Annotated in this window: 24 protein-coding genes; 18 read left to right on the forward strand and 6 right to left on the reverse strand. The window is 64.0% G+C overall.

From position 1 onward, the window contains the following. Positions 1 to 32: 32 nt before the first annotated feature. On the reverse strand, positions 33 to 668 hold the full coding sequence (locus UC32_RS16920; protein WP_045732357.1) for a hypothetical protein: 636 nt from the start codon (positions 666 to 668) through the stop codon (positions 33 to 35). 32 nt (positions 669 to 700) lie between these two features. Between UC32_RS16920 and UC32_RS16925 the strand changes: the two genes are divergently transcribed. The 6 genes from UC32_RS16925 to sucD all read left to right on the forward strand — a co-directional run bounded on the left by UC32_RS16925 (position 701) and on the right by sucD (position 8,615). After that, positions 701 to 1,531, forward strand: coding sequence for an inositol monophosphatase family protein (locus UC32_RS16925; protein ID WP_045732358.1), 831 nt, complete (start codon positions 701 to 703; stop codon positions 1,529 to 1,531). Between the two features lie 86 nt (positions 1,532 to 1,617). Then, entirely contained in the window at positions 1,618 to 4,131 is a 2,514-nt protein-coding gene (pcrA, locus tag UC32_RS16930; protein WP_412178034.1) for a DNA helicase PcrA, read from the forward strand. Positions 4,132 to 4,251: 120 nt separating this feature from the next. Further along, entirely contained in the window at positions 4,252 to 5,568 is a 1,317-nt protein-coding gene (locus UC32_RS16935) for a glycosyltransferase (RefSeq protein ID WP_052690610.1), read from the forward strand. Between the two features lie 17 nt (positions 5,569 to 5,585). After that, positions 5,586 to 6,308, forward strand: a complete 723-nt coding sequence (locus tag UC32_RS16940; RefSeq protein ID WP_082072194.1) for a hypothetical protein — start codon at positions 5,586 to 5,588, stop codon at positions 6,306 to 6,308. Positions 6,309 to 6,531: 223 nt separating this feature from the next. Beyond that, positions 6,532 to 7,701, forward strand: a complete 1,170-nt coding sequence (gene sucC / locus UC32_RS16945; protein WP_045732361.1) for an ADP-forming succinate--CoA ligase subunit beta — start codon at positions 6,532 to 6,534, stop codon at positions 7,699 to 7,701. Positions 7,702 to 7,712: 11 nt separating this feature from the next. Beyond that, positions 7,713 to 8,615 (forward strand): succinate--CoA ligase subunit alpha, encoded by a 903-nt coding sequence (sucD, locus tag UC32_RS16950; protein ID WP_045732362.1) that lies wholly within the window; start codon positions 7,713 to 7,715, stop codon positions 8,613 to 8,615. Between the two features lie 163 nt (positions 8,616 to 8,778). Here sucD and UC32_RS16955 read toward each other — a convergent pair whose 3' ends face one another. Both UC32_RS16955 and UC32_RS16960 read right to left on the reverse strand, forming a co-directional pair. Further along, positions 8,779 to 9,261: an SRPBCC family protein gene (locus tag UC32_RS16955; protein ID WP_045732363.1), complete on the reverse strand. Its 483-nt coding sequence runs from the start codon at positions 9,259 to 9,261 to the stop codon at positions 8,779 to 8,781. After that, entirely contained in the window at positions 9,261 to 9,617 is a 357-nt protein-coding gene (locus UC32_RS16960; protein WP_045732364.1) for an ArsR/SmtB family transcription factor, read from the reverse strand. Before UC32_RS16960 ends, UC32_RS16955 begins: the two co-directional genes overlap by 1 nt. Before the next feature lie 149 nt (positions 9,618 to 9,766). On the opposite strand from UC32_RS16960, the gene UC32_RS16965 reads away from it, so the two are divergent. From UC32_RS16965 to UC32_RS17005, 9 genes are all read left to right on the forward strand, one after another. After that, positions 9,767 to 10,171 carry a tautomerase family protein gene (locus tag UC32_RS16965; protein WP_045732365.1) on the forward strand — a complete coding sequence of 135 codons (405 nt, stop codon included), beginning with the start codon at positions 9,767 to 9,769 and terminating at the stop codon, positions 10,169 to 10,171. Between the two features lie 177 nt (positions 10,172 to 10,348). After that, on the forward strand, positions 10,349 to 11,353 hold the full coding sequence (gene iolC / locus UC32_RS16970) for a 5-dehydro-2-deoxygluconokinase (protein WP_045732366.1): 1,005 nt from the start codon (positions 10,349 to 10,351) through the stop codon (positions 11,351 to 11,353). Next, complete coding sequence (locus UC32_RS16975; protein WP_045732367.1) at positions 11,350 to 12,285, forward strand: Cgl0159 family (beta/alpha)8-fold protein; 936 nt, start codon at positions 11,350 to 11,352, stop codon at positions 12,283 to 12,285. The genes iolC and UC32_RS16975 overlap by 4 nt, the downstream gene beginning before the upstream one ends. Positions 12,286 to 12,314: 29 nt before the next feature. Beyond that, entirely contained in the window at positions 12,315 to 14,276 is a 1,962-nt protein-coding gene (gene iolD, locus UC32_RS16980) for a 3D-(3,5/4)-trihydroxycyclohexane-1,2-dione acylhydrolase (decyclizing) (protein ID WP_045732368.1), read from the forward strand. Positions 14,277 to 14,320: 44 nt separating this feature from the next. Further along, positions 14,321 to 15,835: a CoA-acylating methylmalonate-semialdehyde dehydrogenase gene (locus tag UC32_RS16985; protein WP_045732369.1), complete on the forward strand. Its 1,515-nt coding sequence runs from the start codon at positions 14,321 to 14,323 to the stop codon at positions 15,833 to 15,835. A 69-nt stretch (positions 15,836 to 15,904) separates the two neighbouring features. Further along, the gene (locus tag UC32_RS16990; RefSeq protein WP_015936159.1) at positions 15,905 to 16,816 is read left to right on the forward strand and encodes a sugar phosphate isomerase/epimerase family protein; all 912 of its coding nucleotides are present in this window, start codon (positions 15,905 to 15,907) and stop codon (positions 16,814 to 16,816) included. Positions 16,817 to 16,849: 33 nt separating this feature from the next. Next, positions 16,850 to 17,863, forward strand: coding sequence for a Gfo/Idh/MocA family protein (locus UC32_RS16995; protein ID WP_045732370.1), 1,014 nt, complete (start codon positions 16,850 to 16,852; stop codon positions 17,861 to 17,863). A gap of 42 nt (positions 17,864 to 17,905) precedes the next feature. Beyond that, on the forward strand, positions 17,906 to 18,781 hold the full coding sequence (locus UC32_RS17000) for a sugar phosphate isomerase/epimerase family protein (RefSeq protein ID WP_045732371.1): 876 nt from the start codon (positions 17,906 to 17,908) through the stop codon (positions 18,779 to 18,781). Continuing rightward, a complete protein-coding gene (locus UC32_RS17005; protein ID WP_045732372.1) occupies positions 18,778 to 20,208 on the forward strand; it encodes a sugar porter family MFS transporter in 1,431 nt (476 codons plus the stop codon). The genes UC32_RS17000 and UC32_RS17005 overlap by 4 nt, the downstream gene beginning before the upstream one ends. 94 nt (positions 20,209 to 20,302) lie before the next feature. Here the strand turns inward: UC32_RS17005 and UC32_RS17010 are convergent, their stop codons facing one another. Then, complete coding sequence (locus UC32_RS17010) at positions 20,303 to 20,752, reverse strand: MarR family winged helix-turn-helix transcriptional regulator (protein WP_045732373.1); 450 nt, start codon at positions 20,750 to 20,752, stop codon at positions 20,303 to 20,305. Positions 20,753 to 20,918: 166 nt separating this feature from the next. Between UC32_RS17010 and UC32_RS17015 the strand changes: the two genes are divergently transcribed. The 3 genes from UC32_RS17015 (at position 20,919) to UC32_RS17025 (ending at position 23,226) form a co-directional block, all read left to right on the forward strand. Then, positions 20,919 to 22,142, forward strand: a complete 1,224-nt coding sequence (locus UC32_RS17015; protein WP_045732374.1) for an MFS transporter — start codon at positions 20,919 to 20,921, stop codon at positions 22,140 to 22,142. Between the two features lie 135 nt (positions 22,143 to 22,277). After that, the gene (locus UC32_RS17020) at positions 22,278 to 22,700 is read left to right on the forward strand and encodes a GNAT family N-acetyltransferase (RefSeq protein WP_045732375.1); all 423 of its coding nucleotides are present in this window, start codon (positions 22,278 to 22,280) and stop codon (positions 22,698 to 22,700) included. 226 nt (positions 22,701 to 22,926) lie between these two features. After that, a complete protein-coding gene (locus tag UC32_RS17025; protein WP_152642650.1) occupies positions 22,927 to 23,226 on the forward strand; it encodes a hypothetical protein in 300 nt (99 codons plus the stop codon). Positions 23,227 to 23,980: 754 nt separating this feature from the next. Here the strand turns inward: UC32_RS17025 and UC32_RS17030 are convergent. Beyond that, positions 23,981 to 24,244 (reverse strand): hypothetical protein, encoded by a 264-nt coding sequence (locus UC32_RS17030; protein ID WP_045732377.1) that lies wholly within the window; start codon positions 24,242 to 24,244, stop codon positions 23,981 to 23,983. An 888-nt stretch (positions 24,245 to 25,132) separates the two neighbouring features. After that, complete coding sequence (locus tag UC32_RS17035; protein ID WP_045732378.1) at positions 25,133 to 25,540, reverse strand: hypothetical protein; 408 nt, start codon at positions 25,538 to 25,540, stop codon at positions 25,133 to 25,135. Positions 25,541 to 26,148 lie beyond the last annotated feature (608 nt).

Here is a 26,148-nt window from a genome sequence, read left to right on the forward strand (position 1 = left end):
TCCAAAAGGCAGTTACGGAGCAACGGATAGCGTTAACCGGCCGTTGCTGCCTTGCGCTTCCGCGTTCCGATGACCACCGCGGCCACTCCGGCCAGAAGGCTCAGGATCAGCAGCACCCACCCTGCCACCGTGAGACCGGACGCGAGGGCCACCTGGCCGGTGCCGGGAGCGTCCGGTCCCATCAGCCCGTCAATGGCCACGTTGGCCCACAGCCGGACCACGACGAACAGCATGGGCAGGGCCCACAGCGCCCAGCGCAGCGACTTCCTGGCCACATTGGTGCCGATCAGCAGCAGCCAGGTGAACCCGAAGATCAGCGGAAACAGGATGCCGGCAGTCTTATGGACGTAGTTGAGCTGGCCGCGCGCGTCGTCATCCATGACGCCGCGCAGGTCGTCGATGTAGGCAGGATCGAAGCCGCCCACCAGGGAGTCCGGCATGGGTTTGCCAACAGAGAGTTGGGTGAGCTGGTCCATGGTCAGCAGGTGCAGGTACCAGAACAGGAACAGGCTGGCCACCACGCCCGCGATCAGGATGAGGTTGCTGTTGTTCTGGGCTTTCTCGGGAGTGCGCGCGGTAGTGGGGTTCACCACCGGCGGGAGATGGTGCTGCGGCACGGCAGCCTTTGCACCGTGCTTCTTGATCCGCTGGGCAGGGGTTTTGGCCATGGCTCCATTATTCCGCCCCATAGACTGAAGCCATGACCATTGGCCGACACAGCGCAGCTGTACTTGACCCTGCACTGGACGACTACGATCTGGCGGCGGCGCTGGTCCGCGAAGCCGGGCAACTGGCGCTCCTTATGCGGATGGCAGGACTGCAGTCCCAGCAGAAGACGTCCGTTTCCGACGTTGTGACGGCGGCGGACCACGCTGCGGAGGAGTACGTCCTCTCGCAGCTGCAGCGGTGCCGGCCCCAGGATGGCATCCTGGGGGAGGAAGGCGCCTCCGTGCAGGGGACCAGCGGCCGCACCTGGGTCATCGACCCCGTGGACGGCACCTACAACTTCCTGCACGGCTCCACGTACTGGTGCTCGGCCATTGCGCTCAAGGACGAGCATGATGTCCAGCTGGGGGCCATCTTCCAGCCTGAGGAGGACAAGTTGTGGCTGGGCGGCAGCAGCCGGAAGGCCACGCTGAACGGCGATACCATCACCGTGTACGGCGACAACCACGGGGAGCGCAACGCCACCCCCGCCGCCCAACTGGGCGCAGCCACCTACATCCACCCCACCTGGCTGATGGACCCGCTCTGTGCCATGCCCTGGCACGCAGCGGCGACCTCCGCGGCGGCGCTGCGCATGCTCGGATCCGGCTCCTGCGACCTGGGCAGGGTGGCCGACGGGCAACTCGGCTGCTGGTTCCAGCACAGCTGCCCCGAATGGGATTGGCTGCCCGGCAAGGCAATTGTCCGCGCCGCCGGCGGCGCCGTTGACACCGTGCAGGTCAACGGCCTGGAGTGGTTCATGGCCGGGGGCACGACGGCGGTGCGCGAGTTGCGTGCCGCGCTTGAATCCGGCTCGGTGGCCTAGGCCGTTCCAGGCTCTCCGGGGAGCGTCATCCACAGGCCGGGAGGTGGGTGTCGGTCCCAACGCCTAGACTTGTAGGCACCATGGATATGTTGTTTGACCCGTACTCTGACGGACCGTTCAAGGCCGCCCCCGCATCTGCCACCCATGCAAGGACCCGTTCCGACGCCGTGGCTACCGCGGCCGGGCCGGGCGGTTCGGCGTCCGGCGGCCACGCCGCAGGCGAGCACCCTGGGCAGCACCAGTCCGGGCAGCACCACGGCAGGCGCCTGGATCCCGCGAAGTTGACGGAGGGCCTGAATCCCCAGCAGGAGGAAGCGGTCAAGCACGCCGGATCGGCATTGCTGATCGTCGCCGGTGCAGGCTCGGGCAAGACCCGTGTGCTCAGTAACCGGATTGCCTACCTCATCGCCACCGGGCGCGCCCACCACGGCGAGATCCTGGCGATCACCTTCACCAACAAGGCCGCCGCGGAAATGCGGGAACGTATCGAAGCCCTGGTGGGCGGCCGCGCCAAAATCATGTGGATCTCCACGTTCCACTCCTCCTGCGTCCGGATCCTCCGCCAGGAGGCGGCCAACGTTGGTTTGAAATCCAACTTCTCCATCTACGACTCCGCGGATTCGCTGCGCCTGGTCACGCAGGTGTCCAAGGCCCTGGACCTGGACCCCAAGAAGTTCGCACCCAAGGCCATCCAGCACAAGATCTCCGCGCTGAAGAACGAGCTCATCGACGCTGATTCCTACGCCTCGGACGCCAATTACAACGATCCCTTCGAGCAGGCCGTCGCCGAGGTTTACAAGGGGTATACCCAACGGCTTCGCCAGGCCAACGCCATGGACTTTGACGACCTCATTGCCGAGACCGTGTTCATGTTCCGCGCGTTCCCGGCGCTCGCGGAATCCTACCGGCGCCGGTTCCGCCACGTCCTGGTGGACGAATACCAGGACACCAACCACGCCCAGTACGCGCTGGTCCGCGAAATCGTGGGCGAGGGCCCCGGGGCCTCGGAACTTACAGTAGTGGGCGACTCGGACCAGTCCATCTACGCCTTCCGCGGGGCAGACATCCGCAACATCGTGGAGTTCGAAAAGGATTACCCCGAGGCCCGCACCATCAAACTGGAGCAGAACTACCGCTCCACGCAGAACATCCTCAGCGCCGCCAACTCGGTGATTTCCCGCAACCCCAACCGCCCCGAAAAGCGGCTGTGGACGGCCGAGGGCGAAGGCCACAAGATCATCGGCTACGTGGGCGAAAACGAACACGACGAAGCCCAGTTCATCGCCAAGGAAATCGACCGGCTCCAGGACGAGGACAACCTCCGCCCCGGCGACGTCGCCATTTTCTACCGCACCAACGCGCAGTCCCGCTCCATCGAAGATGTCCTGGTCCGCGTCGGGTTGCCGTACAAGGTAGTGGGTGGCACCCGCTTCTACGAGCGCAAGGAAATCAAGGACGCCCTCGCCTACCTGCGCGTCCTGGTCAACCCGGACGACGACGTCAACCTCCGTCGGGTGCTCAACGAACCTAAGCGGGGCATCGGGGACCGTGCGGAAGGGGCAGTGGCGGCGCTTGCCAGCCGCGAGCGGATTTCCTTCATGGCCGCTGCCCGGCGCGCCGAACAGGCTCCCGCCATGGCCACCCGCTCCGTCAACGCCGTCCTGGGCTTCGTGAAACTCCTGGACGATCTCGCCGAGGTGGCTGCCGGCTCCGGCGCTGCCGCCGCACTCGAAGCAGTCCTGGAACAGACCGGCTACCTCGCCGGCTTGCGGTCCAGCACCGATCCCCAGGACGAGTCCAGGGTGGAGAACCTTGCCGAACTCGTTGCCGTGGTCCGCGAGTACGAGCAGGAAAACCCTGAAGGATCGTTGGGAGCGTTCCTGGAGCAGGTGTCGCTGGTGGCTGACGCCGACCAGATTCCCGATGCCCCAGGCGCCGACATTGACGCCGCCGTCGCTGAAGCCAAACGGCTGGGCGTGGTGACCCTCATGACTTTGCACACCGCCAAGGGGCTTGAATTCCCTGTCGTGTTCCTGACCGGCATGGAGCACGGACTGTTTCCGCACCAGCGGTCTGCCACCGATCCGAAGGAACTGGCCGAGGAACGCCGGCTGGCCTATGTGGGCCTGACCCGCGCCCGCAAACGCCTCTACGTCACACGCTCCGAAGTCCGCAACATGTGGGGCCAGAGCCAGTACAACCCGGCCAGCCAGTTCCTCGAGGAAATCCCTGCGGAACTGCTGGAGTGGAAGCGCGAGGGAACCAGCCGGCAGGCCGCCTGGGGCGGGGGATCGATCAGTTCCGGCCGCTACAGCGGCTCCTTCTGGGGTGCGGGTACCTCCCGCGGAGCCGCCGCCGATCCTTCGGCGGGATTCAATGCTGACGTTCCGGCGGCAATCGCACGGAACAGGGTCCAGCCACAGAAGGAAATTATCGCCGTCAGCGTGGGGGACAAGGTCAACCACACCAGCTTCGGCAACGGGACGGTCCTGGCGCTGGAGGGTGCCGGTGACAAGACCGTGGCGAAGGTGAAGTTCGACGTTGGCGAGAAACGCCTGCTGCTGCGTTATGCTCCGCTGACCAAGGTGGAGGTCCAGTAGCCCGGGGGATATTCGCCTGCATTGGCCGCCGGAAGAGCAGCGCGGCCCTTGCCGCCGCCTGGCCGCAGGGCTACAGTTCAGGAACTTTCTGACGCCGAGCCCAAAGCATCGGAGCGGACCATGCGGATTCTCTTCGCCAGCCAGGCCATTGACGGGCACTTCAACCCGATGACCGGCGTCGCTGTCCGGCTGCGGGAGCGCGGCCATGACGTGCGGTGGTACACCGGCCCCGTCTTCGCCCCGAAGCTGGCAGTGCTCGGCATCCCGCTCCTGCCATTCGAGCGCGCCATCGAACACCGGGCTGACAACCTGCTGGAGCTCTATCCCGAACGGGCACGGCTTAAGGGTCCCCGCGCCATAGGTTTCGACGGCGAAAAGATCTTCGCCAGCAACGTCACCAACTTCTTCGAGGACATCCGCAGTCTGGCGGTTGACTTCCCCTTCGACGTCGCGGTGGTGGACAGCACCATGTTCATCCACCGGCTGACCTCGCGGCTGCTCAACAAGCCCCTGGTCAACTTCGTGGTGCTGCCCAACATGGAGAGCGACCCGCTGGTGCCGCCGCTGTTCTTCGGGTTCACGCCGCCCCGGAACCCGGCGGAGAAGATCCTGCAGGCCGCGGCCGGGGTCCTGTCCGACCATGTCATCCTTCGGCCCGCCGGACAAAGCTACCGCCGCCAGCACGCCGCCTACGGACTGGCGGTACCCAAACGGGGACACCTGGTCGACGAGCCCTACCGCTGCTCAGACGCAGTCATCCAGACAGGCCCGGAAGCCCTCGATTTCCCCCGCAGGCAAACCAACCCCAAAGTCCACTACGTTGGGGCGCTCCTGCCGCACCGGCCCCAGCCCAGCCAACCCGGCCAGTCCAGGGAATCCGGCGCCAATACCGCGGAAAGCGAATGGCCGCGCTACCCAGCCACCTTCCTGGTGACGCAGGGAACGGTAGACAACACAGACCACGGCAAGCTCATCATCCCCGCACTGGAAGCCGTTAAGGACATGGATGCCCTGGTGGTGGTTGCCACCGGCGGCCGCGGCACGGAGGAACTCCGCGCCCGCTACCCCCAGGCGAACGTTGTGGTCCGCGACTATGTGGACTTCGCCAAGGTCCTGGAATTCACCGACGTGTTTATCAGCAACGGCGGCTTTGGGGGCGTCCAGCTCAGCCTCTCCAAAGGGGTGCCCCTGGTGGTCTCCGGAATCAACGAAGGCAAAAGCGATGTCAACGCCCGCGTTGAGTACGCAGGAGTGGGGATCAACCTGAAATCAGAGCACCCCAGTCCGGCGGCCATCACCCGGGCCGTGACCGCCGTCCTCAGCGAACCCCGCTGGAAGGCCCGCGCCCGGCACATGCGGGACCAGTTTGTTGGCGCCGACCCCGCAGCGGCAGCGGCCGACGTCGTGGAAGGTGTGCTCCCGCCGTCGTCCGCCTGAATCCGCCATGGAGCATAATGGAGCCCATGCGACGGACTGCTTTGGGGATGCTCGCCGCCCTGCCTCTTGTGACCCTCCTGTTCACCGCCACTGCGTGCACCGTCACCACTGAGGACCCTAACTACGTCCCGCCGGCGCCGTTGGCACCCATGGCACAGCTGGAACAGGCCCCGCTGGCCAACCCCGAGGACTTTGCCGGCGGCGGGGAGGACATCCTGTCCTTTGCCACTGAAGACCGGAGCATCGTCTGCTCGCTCACCTCGGCGAGGGGGGAGCACGTCAATCTTCCCTACGAAGAGAACAGCTTCAGCGACGCCGCCAACAACAAACTCGCAACCGTCCCCGTGGCCCACTGTGAGCTGGCCACCTACGCCGAGCCGGCCCGCGAGGACGTCAAGGATGACTGCGCTGGAACCAACCTCGGCTACCTCGGCGGCGTGGCGCTGCTGACCCCAGACGCTGCCCGGTACGGGGAATGCCGTTCCGGCGTCACACAGGCGGAAGCCACCTACGGGCCGGACGGCAGCAAGGCCGGCCCACTGCTTCAGGTACGCGCTTTGGCGGATGGGCAGAACCTGGAGCGCAACGGCCTGCGCTGCTCGGCCTATAACGGCGGTGTGGCATGCGGAAACGTGTCGGCCGGTGTTGGATTCTTCGTCTCTCCGCAGAAGTATGAACTGATTTCCGCCCCCGCGTCCGGCCCTGCTACAGCGCCCGCGGAGGCCCCAAAATCCCCGTGATTCCGCGGTTTTTCTACGCTCCATAGAATAGTGTCGTTACTCACATAAGCGGTACTCTGGGACGGCTCCGTCCTTCCAAAGGACTAGAGTTCCCCATGGAGCAACAACGCCGCGTGGCTCGTTTCCAACAGGCCGCCGGTGCGTGCATACCGCAGCAAGGTCACCGTCTATCGATGGTGTCTGGCTGTATAGAAACTACTTCGACGTAGAAGGACACTAAACCGTGGACCTGTTTGAATACCAGGCGCGCGATATGTTCGAGGCGCACGGTGTACCCGTGCTGGCCGGCATCGTGGCGTACACCCCTGAAGAAGCAAAGGCAGCTGCCGAAAAGATTGGCGGCGTAACCGTCGTCAAGGCACAGGTCAAGGTTGGCGGCCGCGGCAAGGCCGGCGGCGTCAAGGTTGCAAAGTCCGCAGACGAGGCTCTTGAGCACTCCACCAACATCCTGGGCATGGACATCAAGGGCCACACCGTCAACAAGGTGATGATCGCCCAGGGTGCGGACATCGCCGAGGAATACTACTTCTCCGTCCTGCTGGACCGGGCCAACCGCAACTACCTGGCCATGTGCTCGGTTGAAGGCGGCATGGAAATCGAACAGCTCGCCGTCGAACGCCCCGAGGCCCTGGCGAAGATCGCCATCGACCCCGCCGTCGGCATCGACCAGGCCAAGGCCGACGAAATCGTCGCAGCCGCCGGCTTCGCTGAGGAACTGCGCGGCAAGGTCGCCGACGTCATCCTCAAGCTCTGGGACGTCTTCAAGAAGGAAGACGCCACCCTGGTGGAGGTCAACCCCCTCGTCAAGACCGGCGCCGGTGACATCGTCGCCCTGGACGGCAAGGTTTCCCTGGACGAGAACGCCGAGTTCCGCCACGCCAAGCACGCCCAGCTTGAAGACAAGGATGCAGCGGATCCCCTCGAGGCCAAGGCCAAGGCGCAGGACCTCAACTACGTCAAGCTCGACGGCGAAGTGGGCATCATCGGTAACGGTGCAGGCCTGGTCATGTCCACCCTGGACGTCGTTGCCTACGCCGGTGAAAACCACGGCAACGTCAAGCCCGCCAACTTCCTGGACATCGGCGGCGGCGCCTCGGCAGAGGTCATGGCCGCTGGCCTGGATGTCATCCTGGGCGACGAGCAGGTCAAGTCCGTGTTCGTCAACGTCTTCGGCGGCATCACTGCCTGCGACGCCGTCGCCAAGGGCATCGTCGGTGCACTGGCCGAACTGGGCAGCTCCGCCAACAAGCCGCTGGTAGTCCGCCTCGACGGGAACAACGTCGAGGAAGGCCGCCGCATCCTCAACGAGGCCAACCACCCGCTGGTTACCCTGGCCGCCACCATGGACGAGGGCGCCGACAAGGCCGCCGAGCTCGCCAACGCAGCTAAGTAAAGGGACGCACCATGTCTATCTACCTCAACAAGGACTCCAAGGTCATCGTCCAGGGCATCACCGGCGGCGAAGGCACCAAGCACACCGCCCTGATGCTCAAGGCCGGCACCAACATCGTCGGTGGCGTCAACGCCCGCAAGGCAGGCACCACTGTGCTGCACGGCGACAAGGAAATCACCGTCTTCGGCACCGTCAAGGAAGCCATCGCGGAGACCGGCGCTGACGTCTCGATCGTCTTCGTGCCGCCGGCATTCACCAAGGCTGCCGTCGTTGAAGCCATCGAAGCAGGCATCGGCCTGGTCGTCGTCATCACCGAAGGCGTGCCGGTCCAGGACTCCGCCGAATTCTGGGCCCTGGCCCAGGCCACGGTGGACGCCGACGGCAACCAGGTCACGCGCATCATCGGACCGAACTGCCCCGGCATCATCACCCCCGGCGAAGCACTGGTGGGCATCACCCCCGCCAACATCACCGGCAAGGGCCCCATCGGCCTCGTCTCCAAGTCGGGCACCCTGACCTACCAGATGATGTACGAACTGCGCGACCTGGGCTTCTCCACCGCCATCGGCATCGGCGGCGACCCCATCATCGGCACCACCCACATCGACGCCCTGGCTGCGTTCGAGGCCGACCCCGAGACCAAGGCCATCGTCATGATCGGTGAGATCGGCGGTGACGCTGAAGAGCGCGCAGCCGACTTCATCAAGGCCAACGTCACCAAGCCGGTTGTCGGCTACGTGGCAGGCTTCACCGCTCCCGAGGGCAAGACCATGGGCCACGCAGGCGCCATCGTCTCCGGCTCCGCGGGCACGGCACAGGCCAAGAAGGAAGCCCTCGAAGCCGCTGGCGTAAAGGTCGGCAAGACGCCGTCTGAGACCGCCAAGCTGCTGCGCGAGGTCTTCGCAGCCCTCTAGGCTGCACCAGTACGCAAAGCGGCGCCGCCTGCTGTCCTCCGGGACGGCAGGCGGCGCCGCTTTTTGCGGTTAAGGCCTTTCTGCTGCGTACGACGACGGGAACGAGCCCCTGGCGCGGATAGTCGCCAACCGTCGTCGTACTTTTCTCCGCCCGGACGGGGCGCTAGACCTTGGCCCCGCTGAGCAGCTCGTCCAGCCGCTCGTAGCCTTCGGTCATGCCGCCTTCCATGCCGGACTGCGCCATGCCGTCCCGTGCTTCCAGGCTGGGGTAGACGGAGTGGCCACGGAGCCTGCACCGGCCGCCGCCGAGGTCCTCGAAGGTCATGTACTCCAGGCTCACCACGTCCGGGTAGCCGCCAAATTCAAACGTCTGCAGGGCGAATTCATTCTCGCGGACCGTGTGGAAGATGCCGCGGAACTCGTAGGGGACCCCCTCGGGGCCGGTGTGGATGTAGCGGTATGTCCCGCCGCTGCGGAAATCGTAGTGGTCCATTTCCATCTTCATGCCGCGAGGGCCCAGCCACTGGGTGATCAGGTCCGGTTCCTTGTGGGCTCGGAAGACGTCCGCCACAGGAAAGTCGAACTCGCGCTCATAGTCGATGAAAGGCAGGCCTTCGGGGATCGAAAGCTTCAGGGAGTTGCTCATCATTGTTCCTTTGCCTTGGCGCCGCGTTGCCCGGCGCTGGATTGAAGAACGGCATCGAGGTTGCGGAATTGCCCTTCGCGGACCAGCCGGTACTGGTCGATCCACGCTGTGAGCGCCTCAAGCCGTGCAGGGTTCAGGTGGACGGGCCTGCGCTGGGCGTCCCTGGTGCGGGTGACCAACTGCGCCTGCTCGAGTACCTGGATGTGCTTTGAGACCGCCTGCTTGGAGATCTCGAATGGTTCCGCCAGTTCATTTACCGTTGCGGGGCCACGGCTCAGCCTGGCGATGATGCTCCGCCGCACGGGGTCGGCCAGGGCCAGGAAGGCCGAGTCCAGGGCCGTGCTGTCGGAAATCATGTGCTACCCCTAGTCAACTATCTTATTTATCAACCTTTCGGTTGATTAAGAATAGATCCACCAACGGGGCGATTCAAGGGGGTGGGCCTTGTCTTCTAATTTCTTACTTTGTTAGTATGTCAGTACAAACCTAACGGAGGAGAATTCTTATGCCACTGGTCCGCATCGACGTCAACGAAGGCCGCGCCCCTGATGAGCTGCGGCGCCTGAGCCGGGCAATCCACGACGCCATCCTGGCTGAATATGGCATCCCTGAACGCGACTACTTCCACATCCTCACCGAACACCCCCAGGGCCAGATCCTTGCCCAGGATGCCGGCCTGGGGTTTGAGCGCAGCGGGGGAGTGGTGATGATCCAGATCTTCACGCAGGGAGGCCGCTCCCAGGAGGCCAAGCAGAAACTCTTTGCGGCCGTGGCGGGCAAGCTCTCGGAGGAGGGTGTTGCCGGCGAAGATGTCTTCATTGGCTACGTGGAGAATACGGCCGGCGACTGGTCATTCGGCTTTGGCCGGGCGCAGTACGTGACGGGCGAATTGGCTGTACCCAAGAGGTGATGCCCGCCAAGTTTTAGCGCGCTCTAAATTTGTTGTAAGTATGTCAGTACAAACCTTTGACAGGACATTCGATCTAGGGCAAAGTAGTGCCTGTGGCCCACGCCACGGCCTGCCAGTCCCGGAGCGCCAGCCCTATGAAGGACTACCGTTCCACACCAGAAAGGTCCACGATTCACCGTGACCCATGAGCTTCTTACGATCGGGCGCATCAGCGTTGATATCTACCCGAACGACATCGGGGTAGGCCTGGAGGACGTCAATTCCTTCGGCAAGTACCTTGGCGGTTCACCGTCCAACGTCGCCGTTGCAGCCGCCCGGCATGGCCGCCGGACCGGCGTCATCACGCGCACCGGGGATGACGCGTTCGGCACCTATCTGCACCGCGAGCTGCACAAGTTCAATGTCGATGACACTTTCGTGACCCCGGTCCAGGATTGGCCGACAGCCGTTACCTTCTGCGCCATCAAGCCCGCCACGGACGAGTTCCCGCTCTACTTCTACGGGCGTTTTCCCACGGCACCGGACCTGCAAATCAAAGCCGAAGAGCTGGATCTGGAGGCCATCCGCGAGGCGGGGATCTTCTGGTCCACGGTGACCGGCCTGTGCCAGGAGCCCAGCCGTTCCGCGCATATCGCCGCGCACGAAGCACGCCCCCGGACGGGGCTTGCCGAGGGCCAGTTCACCATTCTGGACCTGGACTACCGGCCGATGTTCTGGGCTTCCGAGGAGGATGCCCGGGCGGAGGTTGCGAAGATCCTGCCGCATGTCACGGTCGCGATCGGCAACGACAAGGAATGCGCCGTCGCCGTCGGCGAGGGAACTCCGGATGAGCAAGCGGACCGCCTGCTGGCCGCGGGCGTGGAGATCGCCGTCGTCAAGCTCGGCGCGGAGGGCGTGATGGCCAAGACCCGCACCGAGCGCGTGGTCTCCGCGCCCGTCCCGGTGGAAACCTTGAACGGACTCGGTGCCGGGGATTCGTTCGGCGGAGCCTTCTGCCACGGCCTGCTCTCCGGCTGGCCGCTGGAACAGGTCCTGGACTACGCCAACGCAGCCGGCGCGATCGTCGCCTCCCGTCTGTCCTGCGCTGATGCCATGCCGACGCCGGATGAAGTCACCTCGCTGCTGGCCGAACGCGGCCGCAAGGTGCCAGGCACTTCCGTTCCCGAAGGAGCAGCACTGTGACTCTCACCCCGATTGCCTCGAGTAACGCCGTGGACGACGATCCGCGCCGGTACGAGCACCTGAGCACCATCCGGCTCGAAGACCCCGAAGCGGTGGCCCGTGCAGCCAAGGCCCGCCGGCGCCACCCGGGCCTGAAAGCAGGGCGGCAAAACTTCATCGTCGCCGCTGACCACCCGGCCCGCGGCGCCCTGGCTGTCGGCAACGACCCGGTGGCCATGGCAGACCGCCGGCAGCTGCTGGACCGGCTCCAGATCGCCCTGGCCAACCCGGCTGTGGACGGCATCCTGGCCTCGCCGGACATCATGGATGACCTGCTGCTGCTGGGCGCCCTGGAGGGCAAGCTGGTCTTCGGCTCTATGAACCGCGGCGGCCTGGCCGGCCTGGTCAACGAGTTCGATGACCGGTTCACCGGCCACACAGCCGCCGCCCTCGAAGCGCTCGGTGCTGACGGCGGCAAGATGCTGACCCGCATCTGCCTGGGAGACCCGGACACCGTGGCCACCCTGGAAGCCACTGCCAAAGCCATTGATTCACTGGCGGAGCGGAAGCTGATCGCCATGGTGGAGCCGTTCCTGTCCGTCCGTGAAAACGGCCGGGTACGCAACGACCTGTCCACCAACGCGGTCATCAAGTCCATCGGCATCGCAGAAGGCCTCGGCTCCACCAGCGCCTACACCTGGATGAAACTGCCGGTCGTAGCGGAGATGGAACGCGTGATGGCCGCCACCACCATGCCCACCGTCCTCCTGGGCGGGGACCCGGACGGATCCCAGGACGAAGTCTTCGCCACCTGGGGAGCTGCCCTGTCCCTGCCGGGCGTACAAGGCCTCACCGTAGGCCGGACGCTGCTCTACCCCGCGGACGGGGACGTCGCCGGCGCTGTCGCCGCGGCGGCCTCGCTGCTGCACCACACCACAGAAGCATCGGAGTAACAGCCATGGGCACAACAGGCACGCGCAGGATGACGGTGGCGCAGGCCGTCGTCGAATACCTTTCCCAGCAGTACACCGTGGACACGGTTAACGGCGTGGATTACCGGGAGCGGCTGATCCCGGGCACGTTCGGGATCTTCGGGCACGGCAACGTGGCCGGTGTGGGCCAGGCGCTGAAGCAGTACCAGCAGCTGGACCCGGCGATCATGCCGTATTACCAGGGCCGGAACGAGCAGGCCCAGGTCCACCAGGCCGTCGGCTACGCCCGGCACACCCGCCGCCGCCAAACCTTCGCGATCAGCACCTCCATCGGCCCTGGCTCGTCGAACCTGCTGACCGGCGCCGCTTTGGCCACCACGAACCGCCTCCCGGTCCTGCTGCTCCCGAGTGACACGTTCGCCACCCGTGCCGCTGACCCCGTGCTGCAGCAGCTGGAGCAGCCGTACGCTTACGACATCACCGTCAATGACGCGTTCCGGCCGCTGTCCAAGTTCTTCGACCGGGTCACCCGGCCCGAGCAGCTGTTCTCCGCGGTCCACCACGGCCTGCGCGTCCTGACCGACCCGGCCGAGACCGGTGCGGTGACCATTTCGCTGCCGCAGGACGTCCAGGCCGAGGCCTTTGACGTGCCGGTGGAGTTCCTGGCCGAGCGGGAGTGGCGGATCCGCCGTCCCGACGCCGACGACGAGGACATCGCCCGCGCCGTGCAGGCGATCAAAGCCGCGAAGCGTCCGCTGATCATTGCCGGTGGCGGTGTCCTGTACGCCTACGCCAACGACGAACTGGCAAAGTTCGCCGAGCTGACCGGTATCCCGGTGGGCAACACCCAGGCCGGCGTCGGCGTCCTGCCGTGGGACCACAAGCAGTCCTTGGGCGCGATCGGTTCCACGGGTACGACGGCGGCGAATGCCATCGCTGCCGAAGCTGACCTGATCATCGGTATCGGCACCCGCTACGAGGATTTCACCACGGCGTCCCGCACCGCGTTCCAGAACCCGGACGTGAAGTTCGTGAACATCAACGTCGCCCCGATCGACGCGTACAAGCACGGCACTACGTTGCCGATCGTCGCCGACGCCCGCAAGGCCCTGGTCAAGCTCAACGCAGCACTCGGCGGCTACCGCATCGGCGCCGACCTCGAACAGCAGGTCACCGCCGAGAAGAAGCGCTGGGACGCCACCGTGGACGAAGCCTTCGCCCAGGACTATGCGCCGCTGGTGAGCCAGAATGCCATCATCGGCGCCACCAACAAGGCCATGGACGCCCGCGACGTCGTCATCTGCGCTGCAGGCTCGCTGCCCGGTGACCTGCACAAGATGTGGCGGGTCCGTGACCCCTTCGGTTACCACGTCGAATACGCCTACTCCTGCATGGGCTATGAGATCCCCGGCGGCCTCGGCGTCAAGCGGGCAGCGATCGCCGAAGCATCGGGCACGACGGCGGCCGGCGGCACTGGCGGGACCGGCGCCGCTGAGGTGCGGGACGTCGTCGTGATGGTGGGGGACGGCTCCTACCTGATGATGCACACCGAACTGGTCACCGCCGTCGCAGAACGCATCAAACTGATCGTGGTCCTGATCCAGAACCACGGATACGCCTCCATCGGCTCACTCTCCGAGTCCCTCGGCTCGCAGCGGTTCGGCACCCAATACAGGGCCCTGAACGAAGAGCAGCACAGCTTCGACGCCGGCGAAACCCTGCCCGTGGACCTGGCCCTTAACGCCGAATCCCTCGGCGTGAAAGTGGTCCGGATCGAACCCGGCGAGAAAGTCATCGCCGAACTCGAACAGGCCATCCGCGACGCCAAGGCCGCCCCGGAAGGAACCGGACCCATCCTGATCCACGTCGAGTCCGACCCCCTGCTGGACGCGCCGTCCTCCGACTCCTGGTGGGACGTGCCCGTCTCCCAGGTCTCCGAGCTGGACTCCACCAAGGCAGCCTTCCAGACCTATACCGACCACAAGTCACGCCAGCGCAAACTGCTCGGCTGACCCCGTACCTCAGCCCCCTTCGAAACCACTCAAGGAAGAGTCCCATGACTGCCACCACCACCGAAACCACCGTGATCAACCACTTCATCAACGGCGCCGAGACCGCCGGCGAGGGGGACCGGACCACCCCGGTCTACAACCCGGCCACGGGCCAGGTGTCCGGCGAGCTTCGCCTGGCCAACCGTGCCGATCTCGACGCCACCGTCGCGGCCGCCCGCGCCGCAGCGGATTCCTGGGGTGATATTTCCCTGGCCAAGCGCACCGCCGTGCTGTTCAGGTTCCGTGAACTCGTCGCCGCCCACGTGGACGAACTCGCCCAGCTGGTTACCGCAGAGCACGGCAAGGTCCTCTCCGACGCCAAGGGCGAAATCGGCCGCGGCCTCGAAGTCATCGAGTACGCCTGCGGAATCCCCACCCTGCTCAAGGGCGACTACTCGGACCAGGTCTCCACCGGGATCGACGTCTTCTCCTTCCGCGAACCCCTCGGCGTGGTCGCCGGCATCACGCCGTTCAACTTCCCGGTGATGGTGCCGCTCTGGATGGCGCCGATGGCCATTGCCACCGGCAACGCCTTCATCCTCAAGCCCTCCGAACGCGACCCCTCCGCGTCCCTGCTGCTCGCCAAGCTCTGGAAGGAAGCCGGCCTGCCGGACGGCGTGTTCCAGGTCCTGCACGGCGACAAGGAAACAGTGGACGGACTGCTGACCCACCCGGACGTGGACGGCATCAGCTTTGTTGGGTCTACCCCGATCGCCCAGTACGTCCACGAGACCGCCACCAAGCACGGCAAGCGCGTCCAGGCCCTGGGCGGGGCGAAGAACCACGCCATCATCCTGCCTGACGCCGACCTCGACAACGCCGCCGACCACCTCGCCGCCGCAGCCTTCGGTTCCGCCGGGGAACGCTGCATGGCCATCTCCGTTGCTGTCGCCGTGGGGGATGCCGCCGACGCCCTGGTCGCCAAGGTCCAGGATCGCGCCGAAGCCGTGAAGGTCAACAACGGCACCGAACCCGACGCCGAAATGGGCCCGGTGATCACCCCCGCCTCGAAGGAACGCATCCTGAAGATCGTCTCCGAAGCCGAAACTGCCGGCGCCGCCATGGTGGTGGACGGCCGCGACCTTGTGGTCCCCGGCCACGAAGACGGCTTCTGGGTGGGCCCCACCGTCCTGGACCACGTCAAGACCGAAATGACCGCCTACCGGGAGGAAATCTTCGGACCTGTCCTTGTGGTGGTCCGCGTGGACACCCTCGAAGACGGCATCAAGCTCATCAACGCCAACCCCTACGGCAACGGCACCGCCATCTTCACCTCCTCCGGCGCCGCCGCCCGCAAGTTCCAGCGCTCCGTCACGGTCGGCATGATCGGCATCAACGTTCCCCTGCCCGTCCCCGTGGCCTACCACTCCTTCGGCGGCTGGAAAGCCTCCCTCTTCGGCGACAAGCACATCTACGGCCCCGAAGGCGTATCCTTCTACACCCGCGGCAAAGTCATCACCTCCCGCTGGCCCGAAACCCACCACGCCTCCGGCGCCTCCTACAACTTCCCCTCCAACTGACACCACCAGGTTTCGGCAAGCTCAACCATCGTTGGTTGAGCCCGTCGAAACCGCTCGAAGGAACAGACAATGACTGAGAACAAGCTGATCATCGGCACCGCTCCTGATTCCTGGGGCGTCTGGTTCGCGGATGACCCCCAACAGACCCCGTGGGAGCGCTTCCTCGACGAGGTAGCCGAATCCGGCTACAAGTGGATCGAGCTGGGCCCCTACGGCTACCTGCCCAACGATCCCGCCCGGCTGGCGGAGGAGCTGAAGCAGCGCGACCTCAAGGTCACCGCCGGCACCGTGTTCACCGCCTTCCACCGCGGCCTGGACCAGTGGGAGACCGCCTGGGAGCCGGCCCGCAAGGTAGCCGAACTGACCGCAGCAATGGGCGGCGAGCACATCGTGGTCATCCCGGCCATGTGGCGCGATGACGTCACCGGCGAGGCAGTGGAAAGCGGCACGCTGAGCGAGAAGGCCTGGAGTGACCTGTTCGACGGCCACAACCGGCTGGGCAAGACCCTGCTGGAGGACTTTGGCCTCAAGCAGCAGTTCCACTCGCACGCAGACTCGCACGTGGGCGCGCAGGCGGACATCGAAACCCTCCTCGGTGCCACCGACCCGCAGTACCTGAACCTCTGCCTGGACACCGGGCATGCCGAATACTGCGGTGCTTCCAGCCTGGAGCTGATCAAGAACTACCCGGACCGGATCGGCTACCTGCACCTGAAGCAGATCAACCCGGACATCCTCAAGAAGGTCAACGAGGAAAACATGACCTGGGCCGCGGCAAACCTGGCCGGCGTCATGACCGAACCGCCCAACGGGCTGCCGGACCTCCGCGCCGTGATCGAAGCCGTAGAGGCCCTTAACCGGCCCATCTTCGGCATCGTGGAGCAGGACATGTACCCGGTGGCCTTCGATGTGCCCATGCCCATCGCCAAGCGCACCCGCAACTACCTGCTGTCCTGCGGTTCCCGCACCGCCGTCAGCTAATTCCTTCCCGCCAAGAACCAAAAGGACAGAACAATGACTGAAACCCTCCGCGTCGCCGTCATCGGTGCCGGACGCATGGGCGCCGACCACATCCAGCGCCTCCACCAGCGGATCCACGGCGCCGAGGTGGCCGCCGTCGTCGACGTCGACCTTGCCCGCGCCCAGGCCGCTATCGAAGGCATCCCCGGTGCCGTGGCCCTCGCCGATGCCGAGGAAGCGCTCAACAACGGCGACGTCAACGCCGTCCTGATCGCTACCCCCGGCTTCCTGCACGAGGACATCCTGCTCAAGGCCATCGCCAAGGACATCCCCATCCTCTGCGAAAAGCCGCTGACCCCGGACGCAGAGTCCTCGCTGAAGATCGTCGAAGCTGAGGTGGCGCTCGGCCGCAAGCGCATCCAGGTGGGCTTCATGCGCCGCTTCGACGCCGAATACGCCGCCCTGGGCTCAATGATCCGCAACCAGGAACTCGGCGAACTGCTGATGCTGCACCACCAGCACCGCAACCCCACCACCCCGGCAGGTTTCACCAACGAGATGCTGATCAACGACTCCGTGGTCCACGAGTTTGACGCCATCCGGTTCTTCACCGGCGAGGAAATCACCTCCGTCCAGGTCCGCCTCGGCAAGGCCACGAAGAACGCACCGGCCGGCCAGCACGACCCCCAGCACGTCCTCATCGAAACCGAGTCCGGCGTCCTGGCCGACGTCGAGATCTACGTCAACGCCAAGTTCGGGTACGAGGTTGCCACGCAGGCCTCCTTCGAGGACGGCATCGTCAGCATCGGCGGCGACAAGGGCCCCTACACCCGCAGTGCCGGCCGCTGGGGAGGCAACGTCACGCCCGGCTTCGAGGAACGCTTTGGCGCGGCGTACGACGTCGAAATCCAGTCATGGGTTGACGCTGCCCTCAAGGGCGAGATCGGCGGCCCCACCGCCTGGGACGGCTACGCCACCGCAGCCTGCTGCGAAGCCGGCGTCGAAGCGCAGAAGAACGGCGAGAAGGTGGCCGTCAAGCTGGCAGCCAAGCCGGACCTCTACAGCTAGTTCCACCTTTCCGGCCTTCCTGATCCACAATGGAGTGTTTACGTGAAAATCGCACTTGACCCCACCCCGTACCACCACTCGCACAGCCTGCTGGAGTTCCCCAAGGTGGTGGCGGACCTTGGCTACAAGTACATGCAGATGACCCCGCACCCGGACTTCATCCCCTTCTACAACCATCCCAAAGCGGACGACGAACTGGTGGGACAGCTGAAGAAGGCCTGCACGGATGCGGGCATCGAAATTGCCTCCATCCTGCCGGTGCTGCGCTGGTCCGGCCCGGACGAGGATGCCCGCGAAGCCGCGGTCCGCTACTGGAAGCGGGCCATCCAGATCGCCGTGGACCTCGGCGTCAGCACCATGAACACCGAGTTCAGCGGCCGGCCGGAGAAGGCCGAAGAGTCCGAACGGGCGTTCTACCGGTCCATGGAGGAACTGGTGCCCATCATCGAGCGGGAAGGCATCGACCTGCTGATTGACCCGCACCCGGATGACTTCGTGGAGGAAGGCCTCGCCGCCATCCGCGTGATCCGGGGCGTGAACTCCAAGAATGTTGGCATGGTCTACGTGGCCTCGCACAGCTTCCACATGAAGGACTCCCCGCTGGAGATCATGCGGGCGGCGGGGGACCGGCTGCGCCTGGTCCACGTGGCTGACACCATGGACCACCACGCCTCGCACGGGCTGCGCTACATCACCAACCCGCCGGGCAACCCGGTCCGCGTCCACCAGCACCTGAAGGTGGGCGACGGTGACGTGAACTGGGACGAGTTCTTCGGCGGCCTGAAGGAGATCGGCTTCCTGGACCGCGAGGACACCGTGATGGTTTCCAGCGTTTTCGCCGAGGACGAGAACGCCGATGAGGTGTCACGGTACCAGCTGGACACCATGAAGCAGTACGTGCAAAAGGTCAGCGTATGAGTGTGCCTGCGCATACGGAAACCAAGCCCGGGAACCATAAGAAGGCGCTCCGGACTGTCACTATCATCTCCACCTTCGGCGGCCTGCTGTTCGGTTACGACACGGGTGTGATCAACGGCGCGCTGCCGTACATGCAGGAAGACCTGGGACTGACGCCGCTCACCGAGGGGCTGGTGACGTCGTCGCTGCTGTTCGGTGCAGCCTTCGGGGCCCTGTTCGGCGGCCGGCTGGCTGACCGCAACGGGCGCCGGAAGATGATCATGGTCCTGGCGGTCATCTTCCTCATCGGCACGCTTGCCTGTACCTTCTCGCCGAGCACCGAGGTGATGATCGCCGCCAGGTTCATTCTGGGCCTGGCCGTGGGCGGCGCCTCCGTCACGGTTCCGGTTTACCTGGCCGAAGTGTCCCCGAGCGACCGCCGCGGGCGGATCGTCACGCAGAACGAGCTGATGATCGTCACCGGCCAACTGCTGGCCTTCATCTTCAACGCCTACCTCGGCAACACCTTCGGCGAGTCCGGCGGCATCTGGCGCTGGATGCTGGTGATCGCTACCCTTCCCGCCATTGCGCTGTGGATCGGGATGAACTTCATGCCCGAGAGCCCGCGCTGGCTCGCTTCGATGGGCAGCTTCGGCGAAACCCTCAGCGTGCTCCAGCGCATCAGGTCCCAGGAGGAGGCACGGAGGGAGTTCGAGGAAGTCAAGGCCATGGCCGTGGAGGACTACAAGTCCAAGATGGGCACCTGGAAGGACCTCGGCATCCCGTGGCTCCGCCGGATCTTCTTTGTGGGCCTGGGACTGGCGGTTATCCAGCAGATCACGGGCGTGAACTCCATCATGTACTACGGGACGCAGATCCTGTCCGAGTCCGGCTTTGGCCGCGAAGCAGCCCTGACCGCCAACATCGCCAACGGCGTTATCTCGGTCCTGGCCACCTTCGTGGGCATCTGGCTGCTCGGCAAGGTGGGGCGCCGCAGGATGCTGATCACCGGGCAGGCAGGCACGACGACGGCGCTGCTGCTCATCGGGCTCTTCTCACTGATCCTGCCGGAAGGGTCCGTCCGGGGTTTCGTCATCCTGGCGCTCACCGTGACGTTCCTGGCCTTCCAACAGGGTGCCATCTCCCCGGTCACCTGGCTGATGTTGTCCGAAATCTTCCCGCTCAAGATCCGCGGCCTGGGCATGGGCGCGTCCGCGTTCCTGTTGTGGATTGTGAACTTCCTGGTGGGCTTCGGCTTCCCGCAGCTCCTGGCCGCCATTGGGCTGTCCAACACGTTCTTCGTCTTCGCCGTGCTGGGGGTCGGCGCCATCGCATTCGCCGCGAAGTACGTTCCGGAAACCAAGGACAAGAGCCTCGAGGACCTGGAGCACTACTTCAAGAACATTGCCGGGCAGAAGGCCGGGGCAGCCGCCGGCAAGGCGATTTAGCCAGCCCGCAATACGGTTCCTCCAGAAAAGGCGATGCCCCTCCGTTCATCTTCGGAGGGGCATCTTCTGTTGGTGGCGGAAGGTGGGGCCGTACTTACGCCGGAACGTGCAGCGTGGGCAGCGCGCCCACCAGGGTCGCAAGTTCCGGCAGCGCCTGGGCCTGTTCAAGCGCCCTTTCCAGCGTGGCGTCGTGGACCGGGCGGGCTTCGGCCAGCAGCGAGCTTCCGCTGGGGGTGAGCTCGGTGTAAATGCCCCTCCGGTCGTCATCGCAGAGGATCCGGGTCAGCAGGCCCCGGTCCTCAAGCCGGTTAACCAGGCGGGTGGTGGCGCTGGGACTCAGGGCTGTGGCCCGGGCCAGCTGCTGCATGCGCATATGCCAGCCGTCCTGCCGGTTCAGTGCGTCCAGGACGGTGTACTCCACCACGGACAGTTGGGACTCAGCCTGCAGGGACCGTTCCAGCTCACCCTCGATCAGGCCGTGCAGGGCTGCCAGGGTGCGCCAGCCCTGCGCGCGGACCTCGACGGCGTCGTCCTTGATGCCCATGGTTGCTCCTTCCGGGAAGCCGGCGACAGAGGATCGGCGGCGGTGCACACAAGTAGTTGCTTGCGCGGTATATTTGCATGTGCAACAATAAATACCGCGCCTGCAACTATTTTAGGCGCTATTCCCGCAGGGAACAACCAACCACAAAGCTCAAAGGAGCATTGACATGCCTGTTGGCCTGATTGCCCTCGCCCTTGGAGGGTTTGGCATTGGACTCACCGAATTCGTGATCGCGGGCCTCCTGCCCGACGTTGCCGCAGACTTCGGGGTGAGCGAAGCGTCCGCCGGATGGTTCATTTCGGGCTACGCGCTCGCCGTGGTGGTGGGCGCCCTGGGGTTGACGGCGGCTGTCACCCGGCTGGATCGCAAGCCCGTACTGGCCGGCCTGCTGGTGCTCTTTATCGCCGGGAATCTGCTGTCCGCAACGGCTGCGGATTACTGGCCCATGATGCTGGGCCGGGTCATCGCCGCACTCGCGCATGGTGCCTTCTTCGGCATCGGCGCTGTGGTGGCCGCCGGCATGGTGCCGCCCAGCAAGAAGGCAGGAGCCATTGCGCTGATGTTCACCGGGCTCACTGCCGCCAACGTCCTGGGTGTACCTTTTGGCACCTTGCTGGGCCAGGCCGCTGGTTGGCGGGCCACGTTCTGGGCCATCACCGTGATCGGCGTGGCGGCGCTCGCCGGCATCCTGGCCCTGGTGCCCCGGCAGGCCGGCGCAGCCGAAGCCGGCGGAAGCCTGCGTTCAGAGCTTGGCGCGTTCCGCTCCGGCCAGGTGTGGCTTTCCATTGTGGTGACGGTCCTGGGCTTCGGCGGCATGTTCGGCGCGTTCACCTACATCGCCTACACCCTCACCGAAGTGTCAGGCTTCGCTGCCTCAACGGTGCCGTGGCTCCTGATCGTGTTCGGCGTGGGGCTGTTCGCCGGTAACACCCTCGGCGGCAAGGCGGCGGACCGGAACGTGGACCGTACCCTGCTGGTGGTGCTCGCCGTCCTGGTTGTGGTCCTGGTGGCGTTCGCCCTGGTGGCAGCCAACCCGGTCCTGACGGTCATCTCCCTGGTGCTGATGGGCGGCTTCGGCTTCGCCACCGTTCCCGGGCTGCAGATGCGCGTGATGACATACGCTCCGGGCGCGCCCACCCTGGCCTCCGGCGCCAACATCGGCGCCTTCAACGTGGGGAACGCCCTCGGTGCCTGGCTGGGCGGCGTCACCATCACGGCAGGCTTCGGATACACGTCACCGATCTGGGCCGGAGCCGTCATCACCTTGGCGGGCGTGGCCGTCATGGCCTTCGCAGCGGCCGCCGCCAAGCGGAGCGCAACCCGCGTTGAGGCACCGGCCGAAGCCCCGGACGGTGCGGCGGCTGAGGCCGCAGGCGTGGTCCGCGTCTGAACCATCCACCAGGTACCGAGCAGTGCTCGGATGGGCCCTGGCTGGTTCGTTGACACGCACGATAGGAGACCTTTCACCGGTCGCACTACAGGCTTTCAACGGGCAGATAGATATACCCCTGTGATTCGATGGACCATGACCACAATCGAAGTTGTCGAGGTAGAAGACCTAGCTTTGAGTGATGTGCTCGCACTGTATGGCGCAGTGGAATGGCTGGCGTACACCAAGGATCCGGACGCCCTCCAGCGAGCCCTGCAAGGGTCCTCCACTCTTGTCGCTGCCCGTGATGGTCAGGTGCTTGTGGGGCTGGCGCGAGTGATCTCCGACGGGGCTTCTATCTGTTATCTCCAAGACATCCTGGTCCTGCCGTCACACCACCGACGAGGTATAGGGCGAGCTCTAGCCGAAAGAGCCCTCGAAGAGTACCCGCATGTGCGGCAGAAGGTTTTGATCACTGATGATGAGCCGAAACAGAAGGCATTCTATGAATCGCTCGGCTATGCCCAGACAGACGAATTTCGTGGAGGATCCGTCCGGGCCTTCGTGAAATTCGACTGAACCTCTAAATACGGTCAGGGATCCTTACCGGACATCCATAGGAACCGAACGGCCGTTGGGACCTAGCCCTAAAGTTCACCTTAAGAAAACCCCGATGCGAGGTCGTAAAACCTAGACTTGATCCATGGGGAAGTCGGCGTGGGTAGTACCGGCCCCGCTCGTGGCTTTGGCCTTACTGACTACTGTTAGCGCCTGCGGGCCAGCCAGCTGCCCCACGATGCTGGTGATGACAACGCTCTCCGTGGATTTTTCGCGGATGGACATCCCAACATCTGACTTGGAGTACACTCTTCACTGCCCGGAACTCGGTTCCTGCGTTTATGACGAGACGCAAACAGCGACTGTCTACGCCGCCGATACCGAATACCCCGTTAACATCATTCCGAGCCTCAGGTCGGTCCGTATCGTCGTTGTGCAGATAAGCACATCGCAGACGGTTGCAGATATAGATGCTGATCTGGAGTGGGCGCCACGGCAAGATCCGACGGCCTGCCAAACAGCTTCCAACGCTGAGGTGAGAATCTAGGCCGCCCGCCTGCTACGGCCGTGGCAGACTTGCAGTCCAAAGCCTATCTCCAGCGTGTAGGAAAACCCACGCGCTGTGAGGGATCGTTCCGCGTGCACCTGCCGGATGCAAGGGATGCAACCTACCCATAGATGCGACAGGTCTTCAGCCTTATGATGCGACTGTGAGGAAAAACGTCGGGATAGCTGGAGTTACGGTCGCTATCGTGTTCACTTCGGCGTCATGTGCGGTGCAGCCAGCGTCCACCGGGATCGTGCCAAGCGGTAGTGCTGAGCCTTGTCACGGCGCCTTTGTTGCTGACGTTGACACGAGCGTGCCAGGAGAACCAACCCCTGAAGGTGCCGCCCTGATGTGGGCTAAGTCGGTGAGCGCGCCTTCCGGTGCTCCAACCGAGGGTTGGAACGTGGTGGATGAACAGACGGTGCGCAGCAGTGACTGGATTGTCGGTGTAAGCCCGACCATTCCTGGCGGGTGGGTAGTTTCTGGCTTACGATGCGGCGTCTCCGAGACCTGACTGGGTGGGCCCTACTCTTAGGCAGTTTGCTCACACCGGAAAAATGCGCGCACTCGCGGCCAGCGGTCATTCATGACGGAAACATATCGCGGGCTAAGACCGGCAGGGTCTGCCCGCAAAGGATCGCTCATAGAACCTAATGCGGACACCCCTCGTCTAAGCTCGGGGTCCTGCAGAAGAGTGCCTCACTTACTCGTTGTGTCAGCACCATGATCACGTCACGAGATCGGAGCCATTCTTCTACGTTTGCGGGGACCTCGTACGCTGCGCATTGCGACGGATGAGGTAGACAGTGAAGAACACGAGAGACAACACAGCAAGCGCGATTGCGCGCCACCCGAAATCATGCGCGTTGGTAACGTCACCCCTGCTCTCAATTTCCTGGAACAGAATTAAAGTCAATCCTGCCGTGAGTAGCGCCAACACTCCGCTGGCGATCGAGCCGTGAAGAAGTATTTTCAGCCAGTTGCGCTGTTGCCTCATACTGCGATAAATCGTATTCATTTCGAATCAAACTCCTCTGGACATCATGCAGATGACCCTACCCCTGCTGCTTGTCAGACGATCCTGCCCGCTGAGGGACCGGCATACGGCGCCCGGCTGCTGGTTGCCGGCATCTGGTAGAGGACGTCAACCTTTTTGATGCTGTACACGAGCCGGAGTTTCCTCTAGGAATATGTACACGATTGATCGCGGCATGAACCTGGCAACATAAAAATGCGGTGGTGCACTATCCGGTGCGCATAGGAGGGGAATGTACGTACTTCTGGGCCTGTCGGCATTTGTCGTCGGCTTGCTTGGCTCTTGGCAGCGTAAACGGCTGATGGATTGGAGTACCCGTTGGAACAAGCGATCCGGGCCACCGGGGGAAGTCTTTAACAAATTCCAGTCAGAGCGTGGCTATCTACTCGGAGGACTGGGAATGGTTCTGGCGGGCCTCATCACCATTGCGTACGGATTTACTACCGGACACTAGCAACTTGCGTCAGCCTGAGCCGCCCTAGGTAAACCCCCTGTGGGCCCCAGGCTGTGCGAAGACTCGTCTGGTCCCTAGGATGTGCAGACCTAATAGGTTAAGCACCTTGAGCACCAGGAGAAACTATGCAGCCACTAATCGGTCCTGATCTTGGAGGCGGGGCAGAATATGTCGGCCTCGTTTTTGCACTTGCAGGCATTGCCCTAGTGGGGATTATCATCACGGGAATTGTGGTTCTTCGAAGAAAAAACAAGAGATAGGGCAACAGCAGGTGCCAACCCATCAAAACTAGGGTGCATTCACCGGGTCTCCCACCCGCATCATGCTTGGCGGGACGCTGCCCGGTAGAGGATCCTCCAAGGGACGTTTGTCATCGCCTCAACTTGTTACCCCCGATGTTCGGATCGGGACCGCCTTCAGGCGCCTGGAGATGCCTTTGCTGCCGTGGCAACCATTTCCAACAACTCGTTGAGCCGGTCCTCAAAGCTCTCGCGAGCTCCGAAAAATGCCTGATCAGTCAATCGGAAGCCGAAGGTATCAAAGGCATGAGCCTCAATTTCGGCTCCCTGCTTAGCTGCTCGAACTCGGATCGTTATCGCAGCAGGCAGGTTCCTGCGCCCCACTGAGAATAAATTGCCCCAGAGGCGGTACTGCAAGTTTGATCCAGTCCGTATGTCGAGGACGTTTCCGTCCTGGCGTACCTTTGCCTTCTCTGGGGCGAAAGCTGTGGAGACGGCCGCCAAGACCTCACCCGGAGAAAGCGGCGACAGCCACTGATCGGTCTTCTCGAACATCGGTTTGGTTCGGCTTCGCGCGATCTCCATTTTGTCCTCTCCTACAACTAGGAACGTGACGACAGCCTAGTCTTTGCAACAACAAAAGGAGAGTGACCTTTCCAAGACAGCTGCCCGTAAGGCGATCGTCTTACTGGCAGCGTGAGAGCTCAACAGGAAAATTGATTCAAGGCCAGCTTCGCACTTAAATACACGCAAACCCGACGGTCTAAGTATCCTCCTTGGGGTCATTGGGATCAGAGCTCCTAAGGTGTCTACGTTCAATGCCCACAGGTATTGCAATACCCAGTGCCACGACCGTAAGAAAAGCGACGGAAGGCCAGAATTCGAGATGGGGAGGATTAGCGAGGAGATTCCAGGATGTCGCTACGACACATAGAATCCACAGCGCTGCTAGCAGCAACCGTTTCCACCTTGGCTGGGGATTTTGGCCATCTTTTGGGCGACTCATGGTCTAGGGTATGTCCGATCTAGCGTGGAGGGTATGGCGTGATGTTGTGCCATCTCCGAAGAGCCCTGAAAGTGGTTTAGTCCGGCGGTCCAGAGGACACCGGCGTCCGCTGGACGATCCCCTAGCGGGACGGCTACGTAAAACTGCGTGAACGTCTGTGTTTCCGCTCCTACACACTTGCCGGGCG

It is taken from the genome of Pseudarthrobacter chlorophenolicus (assembly GCF_000962805.1).
In the GTDB taxonomy this organism is placed as follows: domain Bacteria; phylum Actinomycetota; class Actinomycetes; order Actinomycetales; family Micrococcaceae; genus Arthrobacter; species Arthrobacter chlorophenolicus_A.

What these genes read in the sequence shown, in the direction of transcription:
- UC32_RS16920 (WP_045732357.1), bottom strand. Translation starts at nt 668, where the DNA reads ATGGCCAAAACCCCTGCCCAGCGGATCAAGAAGCACGGTGCAAAGGCT.
- UC32_RS16925 (WP_045732358.1), top strand. Translation starts at nt 701, where the DNA reads ATGACCATTGGCCGACACAGCGCAGCTGTACTTGACCCTGCACTGGAC.
- pcrA (WP_412178034.1), top strand. Translation starts at nt 1,618, where the DNA reads ATGTTGTTTGACCCGTACTCTGACGGACCGTTCAAGGCCGCCCCCGCA.
- UC32_RS16935 (WP_052690610.1), top strand. Translation starts at nt 4,252, where the DNA reads ATGCGGATTCTCTTCGCCAGCCAGGCCATTGACGGGCACTTCAACCCG.
- UC32_RS16940 (WP_082072194.1), top strand. Translation starts at nt 5,586, where the DNA reads ATGGAGCCCATGCGACGGACTGCTTTGGGGATGCTCGCCGCCCTGCCT.
- sucD (WP_045732362.1), top strand. Translation starts at nt 7,713, where the DNA reads ATGTCTATCTACCTCAACAAGGACTCCAAGGTCATCGTCCAGGGCATC.
- UC32_RS16955 (WP_045732363.1), bottom strand. Translation starts at nt 9,261, where the DNA reads ATGAGCAACTCCCTGAAGCTTTCGATCCCCGAAGGCCTGCCTTTCATC.
- UC32_RS16960 (WP_045732364.1), bottom strand. Translation starts at nt 9,617, where the DNA reads ATGATTTCCGACAGCACGGCCCTGGACTCGGCCTTCCTGGCCCTGGCC.
- UC32_RS16965 (WP_045732365.1), top strand. Translation starts at nt 9,767, where the DNA reads ATGCCACTGGTCCGCATCGACGTCAACGAAGGCCGCGCCCCTGATGAG.
- iolD (WP_045732368.1), top strand. Translation starts at nt 12,315, where the DNA reads ATGACGGTGGCGCAGGCCGTCGTCGAATACCTTTCCCAGCAGTACACC.
- UC32_RS16985 (WP_045732369.1), top strand. Translation starts at nt 14,321, where the DNA reads ATGACTGCCACCACCACCGAAACCACCGTGATCAACCACTTCATCAAC.
- UC32_RS16990 (WP_015936159.1), top strand. Translation starts at nt 15,905, where the DNA reads ATGACTGAGAACAAGCTGATCATCGGCACCGCTCCTGATTCCTGGGGC.
- UC32_RS16995 (WP_045732370.1), top strand. Translation starts at nt 16,850, where the DNA reads ATGACTGAAACCCTCCGCGTCGCCGTCATCGGTGCCGGACGCATGGGC.
- UC32_RS17005 (WP_045732372.1), top strand. Translation starts at nt 18,778, where the DNA reads ATGAGTGTGCCTGCGCATACGGAAACCAAGCCCGGGAACCATAAGAAG.
- UC32_RS17010 (WP_045732373.1), bottom strand. Translation starts at nt 20,752, where the DNA reads ATGGGCATCAAGGACGACGCCGTCGAGGTCCGCGCGCAGGGCTGGCGC.
- UC32_RS17015 (WP_045732374.1), top strand. Translation starts at nt 20,919, where the DNA reads ATGCCTGTTGGCCTGATTGCCCTCGCCCTTGGAGGGTTTGGCATTGGA.
- UC32_RS17020 (WP_045732375.1), top strand. Translation starts at nt 22,278, where the DNA reads ATGACCACAATCGAAGTTGTCGAGGTAGAAGACCTAGCTTTGAGTGAT.
- UC32_RS17025 (WP_152642650.1), top strand. Translation starts at nt 22,927, where the DNA reads ATGACAACGCTCTCCGTGGATTTTTCGCGGATGGACATCCCAACATCT.
- UC32_RS17030 (WP_045732377.1), bottom strand. Translation starts at nt 24,244, where the DNA reads ATGAATACGATTTATCGCAGTATGAGGCAACAGCGCAACTGGCTGAAA.
- UC32_RS17035 (WP_045732378.1), bottom strand. Translation starts at nt 25,540, where the DNA reads ATGGAGATCGCGCGAAGCCGAACCAAACCGATGTTCGAGAAGACCGAT.